Source organism: Idiomarina sp. MD25a, from assembly GCF_001870515.1.
In the GTDB taxonomy this organism is placed as follows: domain Bacteria; phylum Pseudomonadota; class Gammaproteobacteria; order Enterobacterales; family Alteromonadaceae; genus Idiomarina.
In genome coordinates, this window is sequence record NZ_MDGT01000004.1 from 57,912 (window position 1) to 81,603 (window position 23,692).

General features: G+C 47.6%; 16 protein-coding genes. 6 read left to right on the forward strand and 10 right to left on the reverse strand.

Annotated features, from left to right (window positions below):
- Positions 1–5 precede the first annotated feature (5 nt).
- Positions 6–2,855 (forward strand): valine--tRNA ligase, encoded by a 2,850-nt coding sequence (locus BFR57_RS10545; RefSeq protein ID WP_071463966.1) that lies wholly within the window; start codon positions 6–8, stop codon positions 2,853–2,855.
- Positions 2,856–2,956: 101 nt separating this feature from the next.
- Positions 2,957–3,394 carry a hemerythrin domain-containing protein gene (locus tag BFR57_RS10550; protein ID WP_071463967.1) on the forward strand — a complete coding sequence of 146 codons (438 nt, stop codon included), beginning with the start codon at positions 2,957–2,959 and terminating at the stop codon, positions 3,392–3,394.
- Between the two features lie 19 nt (positions 3,395–3,413).
- On the opposite strand, the gene rraB is transcribed toward BFR57_RS10550, so the two are convergent.
- The gene (gene rraB / locus BFR57_RS10555) at positions 3,414–3,785 is read right to left on the reverse strand and encodes a ribonuclease E inhibitor RraB (RefSeq protein ID WP_071463968.1); all 372 of its coding nucleotides are present in this window, start codon (positions 3,783–3,785) and stop codon (positions 3,414–3,416) included.
- Entirely contained in the window at positions 3,782–4,516 is a 735-nt protein-coding gene (locus tag BFR57_RS10560) for a 1-acylglycerol-3-phosphate O-acyltransferase (protein ID WP_071463969.1), read from the reverse strand. Before BFR57_RS10560 ends, rraB begins: the two co-directional genes overlap by 4 nt.
- An 82-nt stretch (positions 4,517–4,598) precedes the next feature.
- Between BFR57_RS10560 and BFR57_RS10565 the strand changes: the two genes are divergently transcribed.
- Positions 4,599–5,699, forward strand: a complete 1,101-nt coding sequence (locus BFR57_RS10565) for an HD domain-containing phosphohydrolase (RefSeq protein ID WP_071463970.1) — start codon at positions 4,599–4,601, stop codon at positions 5,697–5,699.
- Position 5,700: 1 nt separating this feature from the next.
- Here BFR57_RS10565 and parC read toward each other — a convergent pair whose 3' ends face one another.
- The 4 genes from parC to BFR57_RS10585 all read right to left on the reverse strand — a co-directional run bounded on the left by parC (position 5,701) and on the right by BFR57_RS10585 (position 11,087).
- A complete protein-coding gene (parC, locus tag BFR57_RS10570; protein ID WP_071463971.1) occupies positions 5,701–7,983 on the reverse strand; it encodes a DNA topoisomerase IV subunit A in 2,283 nt (760 codons plus the stop codon).
- Positions 7,984–8,026: 43 nt separating this feature from the next.
- Positions 8,027–9,925 (reverse strand): DNA topoisomerase IV subunit B, encoded by a 1,899-nt coding sequence (gene parE / locus BFR57_RS10575; protein ID WP_171903967.1) that lies wholly within the window; start codon positions 9,923–9,925, stop codon positions 8,027–8,029.
- Positions 9,926–10,004: 79 nt separating this feature from the next.
- On the reverse strand, positions 10,005–10,457 hold the full coding sequence (locus tag BFR57_RS10580) for a DUF1249 domain-containing protein (RefSeq protein ID WP_071463973.1): 453 nt from the start codon (positions 10,455–10,457) through the stop codon (positions 10,005–10,007).
- Positions 10,458–10,478: 21 nt separating this feature from the next.
- Entirely contained in the window at positions 10,479–11,087 is a 609-nt protein-coding gene (locus BFR57_RS10585; RefSeq protein WP_071463974.1) for an NUDIX domain-containing protein, read from the reverse strand.
- A gap of 215 nt (positions 11,088–11,302) precedes the next feature.
- Between BFR57_RS10585 and tolC the strand changes: the two genes are divergently transcribed.
- Together tolC and lpxL are read left to right on the forward strand one after the other, a co-directional pair.
- Positions 11,303–12,664, forward strand: a complete 1,362-nt coding sequence (tolC, locus tag BFR57_RS10590; RefSeq protein ID WP_071463975.1) for an outer membrane channel protein TolC — start codon at positions 11,303–11,305, stop codon at positions 12,662–12,664.
- Between the two features lie 110 nt (positions 12,665–12,774).
- The gene (lpxL, locus tag BFR57_RS10595) at positions 12,775–13,701 is read left to right on the forward strand and encodes an LpxL/LpxP family Kdo(2)-lipid IV(A) lauroyl/palmitoleoyl acyltransferase (protein WP_071463976.1); all 927 of its coding nucleotides are present in this window, start codon (positions 12,775–12,777) and stop codon (positions 13,699–13,701) included.
- Here the strand turns inward: lpxL and glnE are convergent.
- Both glnE and BFR57_RS10605 read right to left on the reverse strand, forming a co-directional pair.
- Positions 13,698–16,541, reverse strand: coding sequence for a bifunctional [glutamate--ammonia ligase]-adenylyl-L-tyrosine phosphorylase/[glutamate--ammonia-ligase] adenylyltransferase (gene glnE, locus BFR57_RS10600; protein WP_071464020.1), 2,844 nt, complete (start codon positions 16,539–16,541; stop codon positions 13,698–13,700). The genes lpxL and glnE overlap by 4 nt on opposite strands.
- Before the next feature lie 10 nt (positions 16,542–16,551).
- On the reverse strand, positions 16,552–18,051 hold the full coding sequence (locus tag BFR57_RS10605) for a CYTH and CHAD domain-containing protein (protein WP_071463977.1): 1,500 nt from the start codon (positions 18,049–18,051) through the stop codon (positions 16,552–16,554).
- Between the two features lie 219 nt (positions 18,052–18,270).
- Here BFR57_RS10605 and putA point away from each other — a divergent pair, with 219 nt between their 5' ends.
- Entirely contained in the window at positions 18,271–21,438 is a 3,168-nt protein-coding gene (gene putA / locus BFR57_RS10610; protein WP_071463978.1) for a bifunctional proline dehydrogenase/L-glutamate gamma-semialdehyde dehydrogenase PutA, read from the forward strand.
- 61 nt (positions 21,439–21,499) lie between these two features.
- Here putA and BFR57_RS10615 read toward each other — a convergent pair whose 3' ends face one another.
- The gene (locus tag BFR57_RS10615; RefSeq protein ID WP_071463979.1) at positions 21,500–21,922 is read right to left on the reverse strand and encodes a hypothetical protein; all 423 of its coding nucleotides are present in this window, start codon (positions 21,920–21,922) and stop codon (positions 21,500–21,502) included.
- Complete coding sequence (locus tag BFR57_RS10620; protein ID WP_071463980.1) at positions 21,903–23,684, reverse strand: acyl-CoA dehydrogenase C-terminal domain-containing protein; 1,782 nt, start codon at positions 23,682–23,684, stop codon at positions 21,903–21,905. Before BFR57_RS10620 ends, BFR57_RS10615 begins: the two co-directional genes overlap by 20 nt.
- Between the last annotated feature and the right edge of the window lie 8 nt (positions 23,685–23,692).

Genomic DNA, 23,692 nt, shown 5'->3' on the forward strand with positions numbered 1-23,692 from the left:
CCATTATGGACAAGACGTACTCTCCTAAAGACATTGAAGAATCGTTATATCAAACGTGGGAAAGCAAAGGCTATTTTAAGCCTTCTGGCGAAGGTGATGCATACTCAATTATGATCCCGCCCCCCAATGTGACAGGTAGCTTGCACATGGGTCACGCGTTCCAACACACCATTATGGATATCCTGACCCGCTATCAGCGGATGGACGGGAAAAACACATTATGGCAGGTCGGCTCTGACCACGCGGGCATTGCAACCCAAATGGTTGTTGAGCGTCAACTCGCAGCAGAAGGAAAAAGTCGCGCCGATTTAGGTCGTGAAGCGTTTATCGACAAAGTCTGGGAGTGGAAGCAAGAGTCTGGCGGCACTATTACCTCACAAATGCGTCGTTTAGGTGATTCTGTCGACTGGGATCGCGAGCGTTTTACGATGGATGAAGGTCTGTCTAAAGCAGTGCTAGAGGTCTTTGTAAAGCTTCACAAAGAAGGTCTTATTTACCGTGGTAAGCGCTTGGTCAATTGGGATCCAAAGTTACAAACGGCAATTTCCGATCTCGAAGTTGAAAATAAAGAGCAGCAGGGTCACATCTGGCATCTGCGTTATCCGCTAGCGGATGGAGAGAAAACGGAAGATGGTAAAGATTATTTAGTCGTCGCAACGACTCGTCCCGAGACGATGCTCGGCGATGTCTGTGTTGCCGTTCACCCAGAAGACGCGCGTTACAAACACTTAGTCGGCAAGCACATCGAGTTGCCACTCGTTGGTCGCAGAATTCCGATCATTGCCGATGACTACGTCGACCGTGAATTCGGTACTGGCTGCGTTAAGATCACCCCTGCTCACGACTTTAATGACTATGAAATCGGTAAGCGTAACGAACTGGGCATGATTGCGGTGCTTGATGATACGGCACATGTTTTAAGTACTGCGGGTTTGTATACGAGCAAAGGCGAAGCGGTTGAGTCGCTTGGTGAGTTTAAGGGTGAACTGCCTCAACAGTTTGCAGGGCTTGAACGCTTTGAAGCACGTAAACAAATTATCGCAGCGTTTGAAGCGCTCGAGCTCCTCGATAAGATTGAGAAGCATACCAACAAGGTGCCTTACGGCGACCGCGGCGGCGTACCAATTGAACCCCATTTGACTGATCAGTGGTATGTGCGTGTTGAATCATTAGCTAAACAGGCGACTGAAGCTGTTGAAGATGGTCGCATCGAGTTCGTACCCAAACAATACGAGAATATGTACTTCAGTTGGATGCGTGACATCCAGGACTGGTGTATTTCACGTCAATTGTGGTGGGGACACCGCATTCCAGCATGGTACGACGAACAAGGTAACGTCTATGTTGGACGCTCTGAGGAAGAGGTGCGCAAAGAAAACGACCTAGGCGACATCAAATTGTCTCAAGATGATGATGTCCTCGATACCTGGTTCTCCTCTGCGCTTTGGACTTTCTCGACGCTAGGTTGGCCAGAGCAGACTGACGATTTAAAAACGTTCCACCCGACTGATGTGCTGGTCACCGGTTTTGATATTATTTTCTTCTGGGTTGCGCGCATGATTATGATGACCATGCACTTCTTAAAAGATGAAAATGGTCAGCCCCAGGTCCCCTTCAAAAAGGTCTATGTCACTGGTCTTATTCGCGATGAAGAAGGCCAGAAAATGTCTAAGTCGAAAGGTAACGTACTGGACCCATTAGACATGATCGACGGCATTAGCGCTGATGCATTAGTCGAAAAGCGTACCGCTAATCTGATGCAACCTAAAATGCGCGAGAAAATTGCTAAAGCAACACGCAAACAGTTCCCTGAAGGCATCGCTGCACATGGTACCGATGCGTTGCGTTTTACTCTGACTGCGCTGGCTTCGACGGGTCGCGATATTAACTGGGATATGAAACGTCTCGAGGGTTATCGTAACTTCTGTAATAAGTTATGGAACGCTAGCCGCTATGTATTGATGAACACTGAAGAACATGATTGCGGCCAGTCGGGTGAAGACTATCACTTATCGCTCGCAGATGAGTGGATTATTGCGCGCTTCAACCACACTGTTAAAGAGTTCCGTCATGCACTCGATACCTATCGGTTTGACCAAGCCGCAGCGATTGCTTACGAGTTCACTTGGAACCAGTTCTGCGACTGGTATTTAGAGTTAACCAAGCCCGTACTTAACAATGGTACTGAAGCAGAGCAACGTGGCACGCGCCGTACCTTGGTCACCGTACTCGAGCAACTATTACGACTACTGCATCCTGTGTTGCCTTATATCACCGAGACTATTTGGCATCGTGTCAAACCGTTGGCCGGGGTTGAGGGCGAAACGATTATGTTGCAGCCGTTCCCACAGGCAAATGCCGATGTCGATCAGCAAGCGATGCAGGATATGGAGTGGTTAAAACGAGTGATCTTGGCGATCCGAAATATCCGTGGTGAGATGGATTTATCGCCTAACAAACCATTACCGTTGCTAATATCTCATCATGATGAGATGGCGCGGGGGCGTATTGAAACCAACAGAACATTCTTGCAAAGTCTAGCTAAGCTCGAGCAGATCGACTACTTGGATGAAGGCGATGAGCCGCCAGCGAGTATGACAAGCCTTGTCGATAGTATGCAGTTGCACATCCCTATGGCTGGCTTAATTGACAAAGAAGCCGAGTTAAAACGCCTCGATAAAGCTCTGCAAAAAGCCGAGCAAGAGCAAAAGCGCCTAAGCGGCAAGCTCAGTAACGAAAACTTCGTAAGTAAAGCACCTGAGGCCGTCATTGCTAAAGAACGTGAGAAGCTGGCAGAAGCTGAAGAAGCGTTAGCTCAACTCAAGCAGCAGCACGCTAAGATAGCCTCTCTGTAATAGGGTGAGGTCATAATTGAAGGCGCCTTTATGGCGCCTTTTTTCATCCAATTATTGTCTCTCTTCGTAGAACATAAACCGCTTTATATAAGGAGAGAGCAATGAGTATCTTTGACGAACTCAAGACCGATCATGATAAGCAGCGCGCATTGTTGGATAATTTGAGTGACACGCAGGGTGATGAAGCAGAGCGTCGCACTCAATTCAACGTTTTGAAAGCGCAACTTCAAGCACATGCTACCGCTGAAGAAAGGTATTTCTACTCACCACTGATAAAGCAAGATAGTACCGTTGAGCTATCACGTCACGGTATTGCTGAACACCACGAAATCGACGAGCTAATTGAAACGTTGGAACGGACCGATATGTCTTCGCCAACATGGTTGCAGCACTTTAAAAGTCTTCAACACAAAGTGCTTCACCACCTCGAAGACGAAGAGCAAGGATTTTTTCAGCAGGCAGGCAAGGTACTCAGTAGTCAAGAGAAATCAGAATTAGGTAGTAAGTACCGCTCAGAAATGAACGAACAAGGTATTTAAGCACTCATTTGAGGACGAATTATTCGTCCTCAAAGTCTTCCTCGTCTTCGTCAAGGAACGTGCCCCAACCGTCATATTCCACATCACATTCCTCGGCGACGACCAATATTTCTCGAACTTGGCGAGCAAGCACATCTTTATCAAGTGTGCTTTCGGTCGATGCTGCAAACGCGAACCAACGTTCACCCTGTTCATCCTCAAACTCATCAGCGTCGTCAACGTGATAACCTTCCTTGACCATTTCGACGGCCGCTTTCTCGAGTTTAGTAAAGTCCTGTGACGCCAAATGATGCTCAATTAAATAGTATTCACTTGGATCGACACCATCCTCGAGCATAGCGTCAATTGTTTCATTACTCTGCTCGAGCAAGACTTCTAGCATTGAACTCATAAATTTCCTTTATCGTTTGCACTGACGTGTTCATCTAATTGCGCAATTTTGCTTTTCATCACATCATGAGTATCACGCGATAATTGCCGCAATGAATCTTTTGAATAATTGGCGATATTAATCGGCTCTAAAAACTCAATTTTTAGTACGCCATTATTCCAACGGTTCATTTTAATCTTTTTATGTAAATTTGAAACACACACGGGCACAATATTGACCTGTGCTTTATAGGCGGTATGAAACGCGCCATTTTTAAAGGGTAGCAACCCTCTCCCGTAACTCCGCGTCCCCTCGGGAAACATCCATACCGAAATATCTCTGCGTTTAATCGCATCCGCCGTTTGCGCAATGGTGCCATGAGCTCGACCTTTATTTTTCCGGTCGATTAGAATATTACCCGCTAACCAATAGAGCTGACCAAAAAACGGAATATAGCGTAGGCTTTTTTTGCCGACGGTAACTGTGTTCGGCGGCAACATCGCTGCAATGGTAAAAATTTCCCAACTATTCTGGTGGTTGCAAATATAAACGTAAGGTCCGCCAGGCGGTACATCAGGGTGCACCTTGACCTCAAGTTTCACGCCCAATATACGTGTAACCGAACCGAAAATACGTGCCCATACGTATGTATTATTACGATGAAATGGCCTCAATATACAGAATATACAGCCGATAACTCCGAACAGGACGACAAAGATCCCTAAAAATATCCAGCGTATCGCAGCTAACATCATTACTCCTTGTTGTTTTGCTCGGCTAGTATATCGTGTTTATTCAAAATAAAACTCCGATCAGTCAATTATTAGGTAAGTCATGGCGCTATTCACTCGACCCGACATATCCACCGATATTTACATCGAGCTTATGGATGAGATTAAAGAACTCCATCAACAGGCGGAAAACAGCGTAATTGCTTTAGAGTCTGCACCAAACTCCGAGTCTCATCAACAAACACTGTATCGTGCGATTCACACGATTAAGGGTGATCTTGGTATCATAGGACTCGACCCTATGGTGCCGTTGATAGGCGCAATCGAAAACTTACTTGATGATGTACGCACTCAACGCTTAACTTTTAACGCGATCATCGGCGACATCGTGTTTAACTTAATCGACCAAGTCCATGATTTTGTTCAATCGTGTAAAAATCACGTGCGAGTCGAGTTTCCCGAATCACGCTTCCAACGCGTCATCACACTGTGTCGACAGCTCGATTACCAGCATATTGACGCATCTCTGCGAGAGATTCTAGCCACATTAGCGCCCGAATTAGTCATCACCACCGATCTGGATGAGCAACCCAGCTACAACCCGAATGCGGAAGATAACGCAGAGGCGGATTTAAACCTTTTTGAAGCGCTCATCAATCAAGCTGAGCAACGCTCAAGTTATTGGCAAGGCCGGGCAAAGAGGCAACTTAAACTCGCATTACTGATCAATCGTCATGCAGGGTCTCCCATTGATGACAGACAACTCACTGCTGCATGCTTCGTTCACGATTTTGGAATGTCCTTTCTACCGGTCTCGATTCTGCACGCGACCGACGCGCTCAGTGAAGTTCAAACGGAGACATTAAAAACGCACGTTTATCTATCGGCCAAGCTGCTCGAAAATTTACCACAATGGCAAGTAGCAAAACATATGGTATTGCAACACCACGAACGGGTGGACGGAACCGGTTATCCTAACGGACTGACACAGGCGCAAATATGTGATGGCGCAAAAATCTTAGCCATTGTTGATACCTTTGACGCAATGACCCATGAGCGCGCGCACAAACACCACTTGAAAAGGCCATTTAGCCGGGCTCGAGCAGAACTCAAGCGTTTAGCAGGGACACAGTTGTGTCCCTACTGGGTAACCGTTTTTAACGATGCTATGAACGATCTCGTTAAAGCCAAGCGTGCGCTTTAAGCTATTCATCACTATCGTTGACAGAGTCAGATGAATCAGGCTCATTTGCGGTAGCTTCAACCTCGATACGGTCAACACGTTGCAAGCCTCGTGGCAATTTATTGCCCCGGCGTCCGCGTTCGCCGCGATAATGTGCCAGGTCAGCTGGTTTTAATGTTAGCTTACGACGTCCCGCGTGGAGTGTTACCGTACTATCAGGACTCGCTACACTGGTCGCAACGACATATTCCTCCCGTGACTGCGCACGCAGCGCTGGAATACTGATCATCTTATTACCTTTCCCCTTTGCCAACTGCGGTAAATCAGCTATCGGGAACACCAACATACGGCCCTCATTTGAAACCACAATAACATGGGCCTTGGCCGTATCTTTTACTTCTACAGGCGGCATTACCTTGGCCCCCGTAGGCAGACTTAAAATCGCCTTACCATTTTTATTACGAGAAACAAGGTCTTTAAACTGACACACAAAACCATAGCCAGCATCAGAGCTTAGTAAATAATATTGCTCATCTTTCGCCATCAACGCATGGTGCACAGTCTCTCCCGCGACCATATTAAATCGGCCGGTCAACGGTTCGCCTTGGCTTCTAGCTGAAGGTAGCGAATGCGCTTCACAAGAGTAGCTGCGCCCCGATGTATCAAGGAATACGACAGGTAGGTTGCTTTTGCCCTGAGCAGCCGCTTGGAAGCTGTCGCCCGACTTGTAGCTCAGTTTTTCACCATCAACATCATGCCCTTTGGCACAACGCACCCAACCTTTAGCAGAAAGCACCACGGTCACTGCTTCAGCAGGCGTGAGCTCTGTTTCGCTCAGTGCTTTGGCTTCCGCGCGTTCAACAAGGGGCGAACGACGTTCGTCGCCATACTTCTCGGCATCAGCAAGAATTTCCTTTTTAATAAGTGTTTTTAAACGACGGTCTGAATTTAATAATTGAGAAAGCTTTTCACGTTCTTTTTCAAGCTCATCTTGCTCGCCCTTTAACTTCATTTCTTCTAAGCGCGCTAAATGGCGTAATTTCAACTCCAGAATAGCTTCTGCCTGAGTATCCGTCAGCGCGAAACGCTTGATTAGTTCCTTTTTCGGCTCGTCTTCATAACGAATAATTTCAATGACTTCGTCAATATTCAAAAACGCTATTAATAGACCCTGCAAAATATGTAGACGCGCTTCTACTTTGTCGAGACGATACTGCAATCGACGAGTCACCGTTTGCTTACGGAACTCTAACCATTCACTTAAAATACCGACCAATGGCTTAACTTGCGGCCGGCCATCTAAGCCCAAAATGTTCAAATTTACGCGGTACTGCTTCTCGAGATCTGTGGTGGCGAACAAGTGCTTCATCAGTTGCTCTGTGTCAACACGATTCGAGCGCGGTACCACGACTAACCGAGTGGGGTTTTCGTGATCTGATTCATCACGTAAGTCAGAAACTAAGGGCAGTTTTTTTGCCTGCATCTGCGCTGCAATCTGCTCTAATACTTTCGCACCCGAGGCTTGATGTGGTAATGCAGTCAGCACGATCTCACCCTCTTCAAGGTGATACTTAGCACGCATTTTTACGGTCCCGCGCCCCGACTCATAGAGCTTCTTCAACTCAGTTTTAGGTGTAATAATTTCCGCGTCGGTGGGATAATCAGGTCCTTGTAGGTGCTCCATCACCTCATCTAAATCTGCGCTCGGCTTATCAATCAATAATGCACACGCATTAGCCACTTCACGGGCATTATGAGGCGGAATATCGGTTGCCATCCCAACAGCGATACCAGTAACGCCGTTAAGCAAAATATGCGGTAGCCGTGCCGGTAGCATTTTCGGCTCGCGCATCGTGCCATCAAAGTTTGGAATCCAGTCGACCGTGCCTTGCCCGAGCTCGCTCAACAGTACCTCGCTAAAACGCGATAACTTAGCTTCAGTGTAACGCATGGCAGCGAACGACTTAGGATCATCCGGTGATCCCCAGTTTCCCTGACCATCAACGAGTGGGTGACGATAGCTAAATGGTTGTGCCATCAGTACCATTGCTTCATAACAGGCGCTATCACCATGAGGATGAAACTTACCAAGTACATCACCCACTGTACGAGCAGACTTTTTATATTTAGCCAATGCCGAAAGCCCAAGCTCGGACATTGCGTAAATAATTCGACGTTGCACCGGCTTTAGACCATCGCCAATATGCGGTAGCGCACGGTCCATAATGACGTACATCGAGTAGTTGAGGTACGCATCCTCAGTAAACTTACTCAGCGGTGTGCGTTCGGTTACTTCACTCGACATTGAGCTGTTCTCCATTTAAATTCATTTCGCGCAGTGGTCATTTTTATAGTTCTGCCAAATCGGCCATATTGCCTTTGCTCTCTAGCCAAGTACGGCGATCGGCTGCACGCTTTTTCGCTAATAACATATCCATCAATTCTTCCATCGCCTCAGCATCGTCAATAGTGAGCTGTACGAGTCGACGGGTATTGGGGTCCATGGTCGTTTCACGGAGTGTTAATGGGTTCATTTCACCCAATCCTTTAAAACGCTGCACGTTGACTTTTCCTTTGCGCTTCTCCGCCTCAATGCGATCAAGAATGCCCTGTTTCTCGCCTTCATCGAGGGCATAAAACACGTCTTTGCCGACATCAATGCGATACAGAGGTGGCATTGCCACAAAGATGTGTCCATTTTCGACCAAAGGTCGGAAGTGTTTTACAAACAAAGCGCACAATAAGGTCGCGATATGCAAACCATCGGAGTCAGCATCAGCAAGAATACAAATCTTGTTGTATCTCAGCTTGTCCAAATCTACCGAGTTCGGATCAACCCCTACAGCAACTGAAATATCGTGTATTTCTTGGGAAGCAAGGATCTGCTCAGGATCGACCTCCCAGGTATTGAGAATTTTGCCTCGTAACGGCATCACCGCTTGAAACTCACGATCGCGCGCCTGCTTTGCTGAGCCGCCCGCAGAGTCACCCTCGACCAGAAAGAGCTCGCTACGTTCGCTATCTTGACCTGAGCAGTCTGTCAACTTGCCTGGTAATGCTGGGCCAGACGTTACTTTTTTACGAACAACTTTCTTACTGGCCTTTAAACGTCGCTGCGCGTTTGAGATACACAGTTCTGCAAGTGCCTCAGCTTGTTCGGTATGCTCATTAAGCCACAGACTGAATGAATCTTTTACGACACCTGAAACAAAACTCGCCGACTGGCGAGAAGACAAGCGCTCTTTCGTCTGTCCGGCAAATTGCGGGTCTTCCATTTTCAGTGAAAGAATATAACTACACCGCTCCCAAACATCATCAGGCGTTAATTTAACACCGCGTGGCGTTAAGTTGCGGAATTCACAGAATTCTCGCATGGCTTCTAACAAACCTTGTCGCAAGCCATTGACGTGCGTGCCACCTAGCGCAGTGGGAATTAAGTTCACATAACTTTCAGTGACCGCTTCCCCACCTTCTGGCAACCAAGTAACAGCCCATTCTGCCGCCTCAGTTTTACTGACAAAACTTCCATCAAAAGGCGCCTCAGGCAGTGTAGGGTATTCTTCAACCGCTTCTTTTAAGTAGTCCGTTAAGCCATCTTCGTATAACCAGCTGGTTTCCTCTCCGTCGATATGATTGATAAAGCGAATGTTCAATCCTGGACAAAGAACCGCTTTTGCACGTAGCAGATGGGTCAGCTTCAAAACTGAAAATTTACTTGAATCGAAATACTGTTCATCGGGCCAAAAGTGAACACGGGTGCCCGTATTACGTTTACCACAGGTACCGGTGACTTCCAGTTCTGAAACTTTGTCTCCGTTTTCAAACGCCATTTCGTACACTTGACTGTCGCGGCGAATCGTTATTTCGACACGTTTGGATAACGCGTTAACAACCGAAATACCGACGCCATGAAGACCACCTGAAAATTGATAGTTCTTATTAGAGAATTTCCCACCCGCGTGAAGCTTACTCATTATCAGCTCCACCCCTGGGATTTTCTCCTCTGGGTGAATATCGACAGGCATACCTCGACCATCGTCAGTTACTTCGAGTGACTGATCTTTGTGTAATACCACTGTGATGGTTTTAGCATGTCCTGCGAGCGCTTCATCGACACTATTGTCGATAACTTCTTGACCAAGATGGTTAGGGCGCGACGTGTCTGTATACATACCCGGTCGACGTTGGACCGGCTCAAGGCCGTTTAAGACCTCGATCGAATCGGATTTATAATCTGTCATGGTTATGATCTAATTTTTGGACCAGCGCGACACATTGTCGTTGATATGGTTGTTATTGTGGATTCAATGTACCGCTATTATCGGTCTATTTGAAGTCGTGTGGTAAAAATTTATCTAAGCGCAGCATCGGCACTTGTCCACGCGTTTTAATGAGCATCAACCAATCAGCTAAGAACTGATTCACTTGGTGTTTTTCATCAGGATGTCGCATTTCTGGATTGGGCTGCTGATAGTTTACACGCAGCCGACTCACCCCCTGACTAGAAAGCACTTCTGCCATCCGAACATCATGATATAAACGCACGTCGAGCTGTGTCAGTAAGTAATCAGCTGACCAATGCGCTCGCGTTTGCGCAATGCGAACATCACTCGTGTATTTTGACTCACTCAACTGAGTAATTTCAAAAGTTAGGTGCGCGCCAGCACGAATGACACGTGGGTGTTCTGAGTCCGGTACAAGTCGTACCAACCCAGCATAGTTACGTTCATTAATACGATGTAACTCAGCTACATCAACAACGTACCGCTCATCTCTCATAGTCGACGCTTTACACCTTAATTATTTGGCAAATGGTAGCTTATTAATATGTAATTGAAGCCATTGTAGACCAATCACGCTAGCCGCATTATTAATGCGCCCTTGCTCTAACCATTCTATCACGCTTTCGAAGGGTTTGACGTGCACGCGGATATCCTCATGTTCTGATTCGACTCCTGCTAGCTCAGCCGCTTGGCTAGCATCGACTTCAGCAATATAGATAGTTAAGCGCTCGTCAGTACCACCCGGGCTTGAATAGTAACTCAATGCTTTGACTAACTGTTTAGCGCGCAACCCAGCCTCTTCAAATAATTCACGGTGAGCTACTTGTTCAGGTGTTTCATCACCATCAAACATACCTGCTACAAACTCGAGTAACCAAGGCCCATACTCGTTCGCCATCGCGCCCATACGAAACTGCTCTAAAACCACCAGTTCCTGGGTGATTGGGTCATAGGGAATCACCACCACCGCATCACCGCGCTCCATCATTTCTCGCGTAATCGAGGGGCCCCACCCGCCAGCAAATAATTTATGTTTAAGTTTGTACTGGTTGACCGACAAAAATCCCTTATAAAGTGAATCTTTACTTTCAATTTGAACATCATCTTTACTAAACTGTTTCACCATGACTCCCTAATTAACGCTAAAAAGAAGCAGCTCATCTATTTACATACATTCTGTTACACTTAAGCGTGATCTGAAACCTTCTTTCGCTTAAAGTTAAGCCAAATTAAGTTTAAACTGGTAATCATTCAAACGTGTATGTAAACTTATTGAATATTAAAAGCGACTCATACACTGATTACACTGTCGAATACCATCAGCACAGGGCAACGTTAGCAATGAAAAAACATCTAGTGTCCATTACTGTTGGCTTAGCGCTAGCCACAGCGAGTTTTACTACCAGCGCAGAAGATTTACGTGACGTATACCAGTTAGCTGTGAAGAACGATCCAGCTCTACTCCGTGCAGCCGCCGAGCGTGATGCCGCACAAAAAAACGTCGACATCGCTAATTCCTCATTCTGGCCGCAGATCACCGGTGAAGTCGGCTTAAGTGATTCTTCAGCAGAATCATTCCAACCAGGTTTGGGCACCTTTGAACGTGATTCAAACGGTTGGAGCGCTGGCGTTAACTTAAATCAGAACATTTTTGACTGGAGCACGTGGAAACAGTCAGATATCGCCAATAAACAAGCGTATCGTGCTGAAGTCGCATTTCAAGCCGCAGAACAATCATTGCGCTTACGCGTGGTAAACGCCTACTTTGGTGCACTGCAAGCAAAAGATGACTTAGCCTTTGCTCAATCTGAAAAACGAGCAATCGAGCGCCAGCTAGAACAGACTAAACAACGGTTCTCGGTTGGTCTAACCGCGATCACTGACGTTCACGAAGCACAGGCTCAATATGACAGTGCCGTCGCGCGCGAGATTCAAGCGCGTAACGCTGTTGAAATTGCGATGGAAAATATTCGCGAAATCACAGGTCAGTATCCACAATCGCTCGCGGGTCTAAACACGGATACCTTCTCACCTTCAGATCCACAACCAGCAGAAGTATTACGTTGGGTCAAAAAGGCCGAAGAGAATAATTTAAACCTTATGCAAAGCATGGTGAATGTTGAGATCGCTGAGCAGCAAATCGAAGTTAATCAAGCCGGTCACTACCCGACCGTTGGCTTAACAGCAAGCTACAGTACTCAAGACAGTGAAACCACGATCGACGGTACTACCACAGACTTACCTAGACTTGACTCACGCTCTATCGGTGTAAGTGTCTCTGTACCAATCTTTAGTGGTTTCCGTACCTCATCAGAAGTCGCTCAGGCTCGCGACAACTACGTTGCGGCCAGCCAGTCAATGGTGGAAACTCAGCGCTCAGTAGAGCGACAAGTCCGTAATGCCTACTATGAAGTCAACGCATCAATCGCGAGTATCCGTGCATTTCAGCAAGCTGTGACCTCAGCCGAGAGTGCACTTAAAGCGACGGAAGCAGGCTTTGAAGTGGGTACGCGTACCATTGTCGATGTACTTAACAGCACTCGTAACTTGTTTGATGCGCGCCGTAATTTAGCGCAGGCCCGCTACGGTTATATTCGTCAGCGCATCAACCTTGAGCAAACCGTGGGTGAATTGCAAGCTGAAGATTTGCAAGCCATCAATGAAAGCCTCTCTGAAAATGTTGATAGCACTGCGGCTGAATAAGTCACTCAGTTAAGCTTCAACACTCAGCGTGCAGTGAATGGTCGGTTCACTGCACGTTTTTGATTTGTGTTAACCTACGTATTATTCGTTCCAAAATAAGAACTGTGTCCGTGATCGAACAACCCAAGTTTAAACTCTATTTTTTACACCCTAAGTTCTGGCTAACTTGGCTCGGTGTTATTTTCCTTTATTCTGTTTCATGGTTACCGTATCGTCTACAAATCGCCATGGGTAAAGGCTTGGGCCGATTGTTGATGAAGGCCTTACCGCGTCGAGTCGCCATTGCCCGTCGTAACTTAACACTGGCATTTCCCGATAAACCGGCCGATGAGATCGAGCGATTAGTTAAGAAAAACTTAGAAAATACGGGAATCGCCTATTTCGAAGTGGGTATCGCTTGGTGGTGGCCGAATTGGCGTATCAAACGCAAGCTGCACGTCCATGGCGAAGAAAACCTAAGAGATGCTCAAGAAGGCGGTAAAGGCGTATTAATGCTCTTGTTCCACTTCTTGAGTTTAGAGGTTCATGCACGTTTACACGGCTTTGTTGAGCCTGCTGTAGGTCTATACCGCCCTCACAACAATGCCGTTATGGAATATTTGCAGACTAAAGGGCGCGCGCGTTCAAACAAGTATATGATCCAACGTCGCGATGTAAAAGGCATGGTCAATGCTATCAAGAACGGTGAAATAGCAGGTTACTTACCGGACCAAGACTATGGCCGTCGCCGCGTCGTATTCGCTCCCTTTTTCGCAGTCCCTGACGCTTCTACAACCACCGGCACCATGCTGTTCGCCAACCACAAAAACTGCAACGTTATTGTCAGTCTTTGTGTTCGACGTGAAGATGGAACGGGCTATGATGTTTACTACGAGCCTAAGCTTATCAACTTCCCAGTAGGCGACGATCTCAAAGACGCGACGCTCATCAACCAACTGGTTGAACAGGCCGTATTAAAAGCGCCCGAACAATATTTATGGGTTCATCGACGCTTCAAAACACGCCCCCACGAGGATATGCCGAGCTACTACAGCTAAATGGCGCTCGCGTTTTCACTCAGTAAACGAGACCAAACACGACGAACTGCATCACGCTCAGCGGTTAGGTCGTGTTGGCTCAATGCATCTTGTCCCTGCAATGCCAACGCATGGCTCTCACAACGAAAAATTTGATACGCATTGATAAGATCTTGAGCCTCTACAGGATCGATTAAATGACATTGCTCAGCACAAGTTAGGATGCGAATATTATCCGAATACTCGGTCAATTGAGGATAATCATGCGCGTAGTTAAGTACTAAATATTGCGCAATAAACTCAATATCCGCTATACCGCCTGGATCTTGCTTGATATCGAAATGAGTCCCCCCACTTGAGAGATGTGCGCGCATCTTTTTACGCATCGCAAGAATATCTTCCCGTAAGCGATTCACTTCACGCGAGCGCGACAAAATGGCGCAACGAATATCTTGTAAGTCAGCTTGCAAAGCACCGGTCCCGTATATCGGCCGCGCACGCACCACAGCCTGTAACTCCCAAGTCCACGCGTCATCGCGTAAGTAACGGATAAACGAATCTAGCTGCGTCACTAATAAACCCGCTTGGCCTGAAGGTCTTAAACGTAAATCAACCTCGTATAAAACACCCGCCACGGTTCGCGTGGTAAATAAGTGCAGAATACGCTGCGCTAATCGTAAGTAAAATTGTTGCACTTCGATAGGTTTGGCACCATCAGTATAGCCTTCGTACTGCGCGTGAGTCACAAAGACCAGATCAAGATCTGAACCATACCCAAGCTCCAATCCCCCGAGCTTGCCGTACGCCAACACCCCAAACCCCGTATCTTGTATCGAACGTCCTGGCGGTGTGCCGTGACGCTGCGCCATTTGTCGCCAAGCCAGATGCACGACTTCTGCGGTCACCGCCTGAGCCAAATAACTCAAGTGGTCACTTACTTTCATAAGCTCTAAGCCACCCGTGATATCGGCAGCCGCAATTTTAAGCTGCAACACCTGTTTCGCTTGCCGTAACGCATCCATTTGTGATTCTAAATCATCTTCGGGCGTGCGTATCAGAAACTCATTGAGTACGCTTGGGTAATCAGTCAAATCAGGTAGTTGGTACAAGTGCTGCGGATCGATCAGCTCGTCGAGTAAAATAGGATGCAGTGCCAATTGCTGCGAAACCCACGGTGAAGCGGCACACAGACGACAAAGTTGAACTCGGGCGCCTGGGTTTTCGGCCAACAACTCAATGTAAGCTGTTCTACTCATAATGGCGCGAATAACAGTAAGCACACGCTCAAGAATCATCATCGATTGAGGTTGCGCTATCATCTGCCGAAATAACAATGGCATTAAACGCGCTAATGCGGCTCGACCTCGCGGCCCCGAACTTCGCTTGCGAGCTTCGGTACGAAACTGCTTGATTAAACGCCAGATACCGTCAACATCTTGCTCACCTTCTGCAGCAATAATTTCCAGTGCCGCGTCGTCTTCGAGCATATCTTGCCATAGCACTTGCAGACTTTGCTCTTCCTCGTCGCACTCAGATCCTTCACCCACCACTTGCTTAAATTCATTGTGAATAAAGTCCATCGCTTGAACAATGCGTTGTTCAAGCTGAGCAAAGTCTTCCTCACCCATGAGATAAGCAAGTTTCTCTTGCGCTGATTCATCGTGAGGTAGCTTTTGCGTTTGCTCATCAGCTAATTGTTGCAGGCGATGTTCAACTTCACGAAGCAACTCATAGGCTTGCAGTAGACGTTTTGCCACTGACCCTTGGAAGATATCGAGGTTAACCATTGCCTCGTATGCACGATAGATTGAGCGCGTTTGTAGCGACTTTTCTCGTCCACCACGAATCAGTTGATGGGCTTGGGCGATGAACTCAACTTCCCGTATACCACCTGCGGCCAACTTGATATTACCTTGAGCACCTTGTCGGCGCGTTTCCTGCGTGATCAGCAACTTCATTTTGCGTAGCGCCTCAATGGCACCAAAGTCAATATAACGCCGATAAACGAAGGGCCGAATCAGTTCTTGAAAAGCATCTGGTTGCTGATCGCCTAATCGATTCAGCAAACGCGCCTTAACCATCGCGTAGCGCTCCCAGTCGCGCCCCTGCTCCTGATAATAATGTTCTAATGCAGCTAAGCTCGTGACCAGCGGGCCTGACTGTCCAAAAGGTCGAAGCCGCATATCGACACGAAACGCTTGACCATCAAACGTGTTTTCATCCAAAACAGCGATTAACGCCTGAGCTAATCGAGTAAAAAATACGGAGTTTTCTACCGACCGCGAGCCGCCCTGTGTTTCGCCCTGCTCTGGATAATAAAAAATAAGATCGATATCAGATGAAAAGTTAAGCTCGCGACCGCCGAGCTTACCCATACCGAGCACATAAAGATGCTGCAGTTCGCCATCAGTATCGAGCGGACGCCCTAAACGTTGATAAAAGCGTTGTTCAAGCCAGTGTAATGACTCGATAATCAATGTATCAGCGAGTTCCGAATAAAAGGCGAGTGATTCAGCTAAGCTACGTTGACCTTGCCATTCAAGTAACGCACTCGCTGCCATGTGAGCATGCCTGAATCGCCTCACAGCAGCCTTCAGTTCATTCTCGGACTCTACTCTCGCAATGTGATTTAAAAAGGCCTCGCGAGTCTCGTTTGCCGAAATAGGATCTAGCCAAGCTGCCACTAACGCCTCTGGATAGCGCTCAGCGACTTCGGCAATAAATGAGGATACAGCCACGCCATGTCGTAACGGTTTGAGCATGCTTTGTGGCAAACTGATCTGTTCTTGAATACGCTGCCATGCGGGCTCTGAGGCTTCAATAAACTGTTTTGCCGGTACGCTCTCTAATCGGTTTTGCATGCTCACCCAACTATTGCTGCCAATAAGGTTCACGACGTAATGCCGCCTTTCGTGAGTACTCTAAAGCAGTCAGTAAGGATTCACGTTGAACTTTTTGCCACTCCAATAATTTTTCATCGGCCAGATCATCACTGTTTTTTACCATTTCATGCAGAATATGAAGCGCGTTAATTTCTCGAATCCCCCGCGCTAGGTCAAGCCAAGGTGAACGGAAGCTATCACGTTGCTGCGCATCATAAAGCTGACCTAAACAAGTGCCGAGCATTAAACTGTGTTGTAGCGAAGGGAGTAGCTTCAAATAACGCTCCTCCGTCATATCCTCAACTTCTTCAAAAGCGGCTTGCACATCTTTCCAGTCATTACGCAATAACTCTGTGCTCCAATTTTGACAGGGTTGCTCAAGCGCCTCATTGGTTGGTTTTACCATTAAAAACTGGGACAGATCGAGCAACACGCGCTGGTAGTCATTGGAACGCACCACATTAACCAGCTCAGCGAGTTGAATAACTTGTTGCTGAGTATCTTGTAAATGTTCGTATAAGCTGGATTGCTTCTTAAGAGCACGATGATAAGCCCCATCCTCAGCGGTCAATTCGGCGAGTCCTTCAAATCGTTTCAACCAGTTTAGCGACTGATGGATCTCGGCCATGCGTTCGGCCAAGTCACTACAGTCAATATTAAGTCCTTGTAACTGGTCAAGCACTGAGCGGCACAAGTAAATCCCATCAGCCATACCCTGCGCGGCACGCACATGTGCGTGATGTTCTAAACAAGCCTCATTGTGCTGCCAGTGACGCAAACCATATTCAAGAGATTTATACAGCGCATCGGCAAGCGTGTAGTCCGCACTGATATCGACGAAATGCGTTTGCACAAACGGTTCGAGCGCACTTTTACCCGCCAGCAGATAGCCGCGCGCGGCTTTGCTCAAAGACCCCATACGTGCACCGGCATTTTTTACCAAGCGCTCTGCCAACCGATACACATCAGTGAGTTCACCACCTTGCAACTCCAATTCCATCTCGACAATCCGCTCCGTTTTATCACCGGCACGGATCTCGCCAATATCCAAAACCAGCTCAATTTGCCCCTCTCCACTGGGGATATGCCACTTGTGTCGGGTAAAGTCTGTTTTAAAAAGTTCCTGCAGGTCACGTTGAATATCGTAAATTGGAAAGTCATCCGGCCAGATGGTCTCATCAAAAAGAGTAATATCGGGCTCCATGGAGTCCACGTCTAGATTGTATTCGGGACGTTCGTGCATACCACCTAATACACGTCCGGCTAACTTGATTGTCTGTTCTAGATGATCTCCTGACTGTCTAATACGTAACCCCATATCATACTGTCGTAATCGCAGATCGCTGGTATCAAAGTATGCGTTCGCCAATTCGAGCGCCTGATAAGACGATTCTGCCCCGTGCTCTTGAGCCACGGTTCGACATTCATTGAGTGTATTCTCACGCTGTTGTGGCTCAATTAATAGTTTGAGCTCAATTTCTTGTGACATGTTGGGATACCCAGTGCTAGAAGCTTTGTGCTAAAGGTACTGACTTGTTTCCAAAGGGTCAATAAACATTGTTTTCAAGGCTTTATTGACAGCCATCGAGAAAATATGCAACGTGGCCTTTGAAAGTCTTTACCGGCGCAAAAATAATCGTATACTTGCGCCCGATTCCCATCGTTGGGGAAGCACGCCGAGCTTCGGCCTGGCCAAACAGGAGATGCTATGTTCAAAGCGAGTGAGGTGCTATCCAGAAGCCATCAGGCAGAGGATCTGAAGTCCTTGCAGCAAGCAATAACCGACAATTATATCGTCGATGAAGATGCATATATGCGTGAGTTGTTGCCGCTGGTGCCGTCAGATGATGACGCGGTTAGTACAGTGACGGAGAGCGCCGCTAAGTTAGTCGAGCAAGTGCGAGAGCAAGCCGACAACGGTATGGTCGATTCGTTTTTGCAAGAGTACAGCTTAGACACCAAAGAGGGAATTATCCTCATGTGTCTCGCCGAGGCTCTGTTACGTATTCCCGATGCAGCCACTGCAGACGCCCTGATACAAGACAAATTGTCAGGCGGTGATTGGCAAAAGCATATGGGCCAAAGTGCTTCATGGCTAGTGAATTCGGGAACCTGGGGATTAGCACTAACAAATAGTGTAATTAATCCGACAGGCAAAGCGATGGAAACGCCACGTGGCACCTTCCGTCGCATGATCCGCAAGCTGGGCAAGCCCGTGGTTCGTAAAGCCACGTATGCCGCCATGCAAATTATGGGTAAGCAGTTTGTTTTGGGCCGTACCATTGAAGAAGCGTTAAAAGAAAGTCGCGAGAACCGCGGCAAAGGATATACCCACGCTTACGATATGCTTGGCGAAGCCGCTTTGACGATGAGCGATGCTGAATACTATAAGCAACAGTACGTCAACTCGATAAAAACCATCACGAATGAAAATTTCAATAACCCAGATGCGCCGCGCCCAACGATTTCTATCAAACTTTCGGCACTACATCCACGTTATGAAGCAGCTAACCATGAACGCGTGTTGACCGAGTTAGCGACGACGCTAACCGACCTTGTAAAACTAGCGAAAGAAGCTGATGTTGGCGTGACTATCGATGCCGAAGAAGCGGATCGCCACGAGTTATCGCTTGAGCTCTTTGAGAAAGTATATCGGAGCGGTGTATGTAAAGGCTGGCCGCGTTTTGGTTTAGTAGTGCAAGCATATTCTAAACGTGCATTACCAACGCTATGTTGGATCACCGCGCTTGCTCGTGAGTGCGGCGACGAAATTCCTGTACGTTTAGTAAAAGGCGCCTATTGGGATAACGAAATCAAGTGGAGCCAAGAAAATGGTGTCACAGGCTATCCAGTGTTCACCCGCAAGGCTCACAGTGACCTTTCTTACATTGCCTGCGCACGTTACTTACTAAGCGACGATACCGATGGTGCTATCTACCCTCAGTTTGCAACCCATAATGCGCAAACCATCATGGCTATTGAGCACATGAATGAAACGCATAAACGTCGTATCGAGTATCAACGCCTGCACGGCATGGGTGACAATTTATACGATACGTTGATGAAGCAGAAGCCAGGTATGGTTGTGCGCATATATGCGCCGGTGGGTCCTCATCGCGATCTATTACCTTACTTAGTGCGCCGCTTACTCGAGAACGGTGCTAACTCGTCATTCGTTCATAAGCTACTTGATGCTGATACACCAGTCGACGAATTGGTTGTACATCCGCTGAAGACAGCAATGCGTCACGAAGTTTATGCTAACGACAAGATTCCACTTCCTCCTGCAATGTATGAGGAACGCAAAAATTCATTAGGATTGAATATGAATATTCACTCACAAGCAGATGATTTCATTGCCGCAGTACAACAGTATCGCGACAAACAATGGCAAGGTGGCCCAATTGTTGACGGTAAGACCGTAGAGACCGACCACCAAGTAAGCATCACAAGCCCGCAGGAAACCGCTAAGCAGGTCGGTAGTATTTACTGGGGCGATAAAAAGTTGGCAGAGAAAGCATTACAAAGCGCCAACAAGGCCTATCGTGCATGGCGCGAGGTGCCGGTTGACGAGCGTGCGACCTGTCTAGAGAAATTTGCCGACTTGATGGAAGCTAACCGCAATGAGTTAATTGCACTATGCTCGGTTGAAGCGGGTAAAGGCTTGCAAGACGGCATTGATGAAGTCCGCGAGGCCGTTGATTTCTGCCGCTACTACGCGAAAGAAGCGCGTAAATTAATGGACGGCGAGATTCAGTTGCCAGGCCCAACAGGCGAAGACAACAAACTGAAACTCGAAGGTCGCGGTACCTTTATTTGCATCAGCCCGTGGAACTTCCCTCTCGCTATTTTCGTTGGCCAAGTCGTCGCTGCACTGGTAACCGGTAACTCTGTTATCGCTAAACCAGCTGAGCAAACTGGGCTTATAGCATATCGTGCAGTACAACTTGCTCTAGAAGCCGGTGTGCCAGGCAATGTCTTGCACTTTATGCCAGGTAGTGGTGCCGAAGTCGGTAGTTTCCTGACTTCTCAGGAAGACATCGGCGGTGTTTGCTTCACAGGCTCTACCTATACAGCACAGGCAATCAACCGCGCTTTAGCAGCGCGTACTGGCCCTATCGTGCCTCTGATTGCCGAAACAGGCGGTCAGAATGCCATGTTAATCGATTCAACGTCGCTACCAGAGCAAGTAGTCACTGATGTTGTCGCAAGTGCATTCCAAAGTGCAGGCCAGCGCTGTTCAGCGCTGCGTGTACTGTTTGTCCAAGATGACATTGCTGACCGTATCTTTGACTTGCTGCGCGGCGCGATGGAAGAACTTGAAGTGGGCGACCCGTTGTTGCACGAGACCGATGTCGGTCCAGTCATTGACGGTATCGCTAAAACCAACTTGGAGCAGCATATCTCAGATATCCAGCAAGCGGGTCGTCTGATTGCTCGTGCGCCAATGCCTGATTACACTCAAGGCGGCACTTTTGTTGCGCCAACGGCTATTGAAATCGACAGCATTAGCCAGTTAGTTAAGGAAAACTTTGGTCCAATTCTTCATGTCATCCGCTACAAAACTGAAGAGTTGGATGATGTAATCGACAGTATCAACGGCACAGGTTACGGTCTTACTTTTGGCATTCATAGCCGTAACGAAACGTTCGCGTATGACATCGCAAGCCGTGTTGATGTCGGTAACGTTTACATCAACCGTAACCAGATCGGTGCGATTGTCGGCGTTCAACCATTCGGCGGACGTGGTATGTCAGGTACTGGACCGAAAGCAGGTGGACCACACTACCTCACGCGTTTCATTACTGAAAAAACGCGTTCCGACAACATCACTGCTGTCGGTGGCAATGCGACACTACTCTCGCTGGACGACTAATCGATCGAGTCGTCTATCGATGCAAACAAAAGCGGCGCCTCAGGCGCCGCTTTTTTATAGGCTATCGGTTATCCTTAATAACAATGTCTGTTCCCTCAAGCTGCTGCTCAAGAGCTTCATCGTAAATAATATAAACTTCATGTTTACCACCTCCGTCACTAAATTCGACGGCTGCTATATCCGCTTCATGGCGCACAATTCGTGGTGGTTCATTCAGCAGATAATGTTTCGGTGGCAAGATAAAACGCTGCTCAACAAGTTCTCGCCCATCCCACCGCACGGCCTCCTGCTTAGGTCGGAACTTAACCACGATAAAGATAAATACCATCATCGTCGCCAGTGCGCCAATAGCTATCAGCCACAACGGAACCTTTCCGCCAATATAAATCGCCATCCATAGCGCTAAAAAAAAGCCGCCCCAACCTTGGGGGCGGCGACTATCGCGATAAAAGCTAATTGTTTGTTTAGAAGTCTTCGTCGTCATGTAAATATAAGCTCTCACTACCGTCTTCGATGGCACTGATCAATGACGAAATACGTGGCAATATCCGCGCAAAATAAAACCGTGCTGTCTTAATTTTGCTCGCCAAATAAGGACGTTCGCCTTGCTTTGTCTCTGCAACCAATGCCATACGTAACCATAAGTATGCATACGCAATATAACCGACCAAATGCAAATACTCCACCGCAACGGAGTTGACTTGATTCTCGTCATTTTGCGTGCGCTCAATGATTTGTCCGGTCACGCGTTCTAGTTCATCAACGGCCTGTTTGAGTTGATTAAATTGAGCATTCCAATTGTCGGTGCCAGCTTTATCAATAAATGCTTTAATCTCGGCAACAAATGGATGTAGCAGCTGACCTTTAGAACCAACCACTTTGCGCCCGAGTAAGTCGAGTGCCTGAATACCATTGGTGCCTTCATAAATTTGTGCAATGCGGGTGTCACGAATGAGTTGCTCTTGCCCCCACTCTCGCACATAGCCGTGACCGCCGAAGATTTGTTGCCCATGAATTGTTGACTCAAGCCCCGTATCCGTCAAAAAGGCTTTTGCAACAGGAGTTAGCAATGCCACCATTGCGTCCGCCTGTTGCTTCACTTCATCTGACTCACCGTATTTTGCTCGGTCAAGTTGTTGCCCGACCCAGGTTGAAAACGCACGTCCACCTTCGGTGAGTGACTTCATGGTTAACAACATGCGGCGGATGTCGCCATGCACCAATAAAGGATCAGCGGCTGCACTCATATCACGTGTCGCTTTTGCACCACGTCCTTGAATACGCTCTCTCGCATACTCCAACGCATTTTGATAAGAGCGTTCTGCGGTACCAAGGCCCTGAATCCCCACTCCCAGACGTTCATAGTTCATCATGGTAAACATCGCAGCCAAACCACGGTTAGGCTCACCGACCATCCAGCCGCGTGCACCGTCAAAGTTCATCACGCAAGTAGCTGAACCATGGATACCCATTTTATGTTCAATGGAGCCACAACTGACCGCATTACGCTCACCGACTGAGCCATCGCCGTTGACTAAAAATTTCGGCACTACAAAAAGCGATATACCTTTCGTGCCAGCGGGTGCGTCAGGCAGTTTTGCCAGCACTAGGTGTACGATATTATCAACCAAATCATGTTCACCACCGGTAATGAAAATCTTGGTTCCCGAAATCAGATAGCTATCGTCACCTTGTGGTTCGGCTTTAGTTTTTATAATCCCTAAGTCAGTACCCGCATGAGGTTCAGTTAAGCACATGGTGCCGGTCCACTCGCCTTGCACCATTTTCTCTAAATACGTTTGTTTGATGTCATCGCTGCCATGCAAATCAAGCGTCATGATGGCGCCAGAGGTCAACCCAGGGTAAAGGGAAAAAGCGACGTCGGCCGAACACAGCATTTCTTCATACTGAGCTGAGAGTGATTTCGGTAGCCCCATACCACCAAAATCGGGGTTTGCGGTAACCCCGACCCAGCCACCTTCAGCTAATTGGCGGAAGTTTTCCTTGTACGCTGCGGGCGTCGTGACTTCACCGCCGTTAAAACTCACGCCTTCCTCATCCGCCTGACGAGATACCGGCGCGATAAGCTGTTCTGCGACCTTAGCGGCTTCATCAAGGATCGCTGACGCCGTGTCTTGATCCATCATCTCCGCAAGCATATCGCTTTTTTGCCAATCCGCAGTGACATTAAATACATCATGAAGGACAAAATCCATGTCATCTCTTGGCGCACGATAATCGGCCATGACCTACC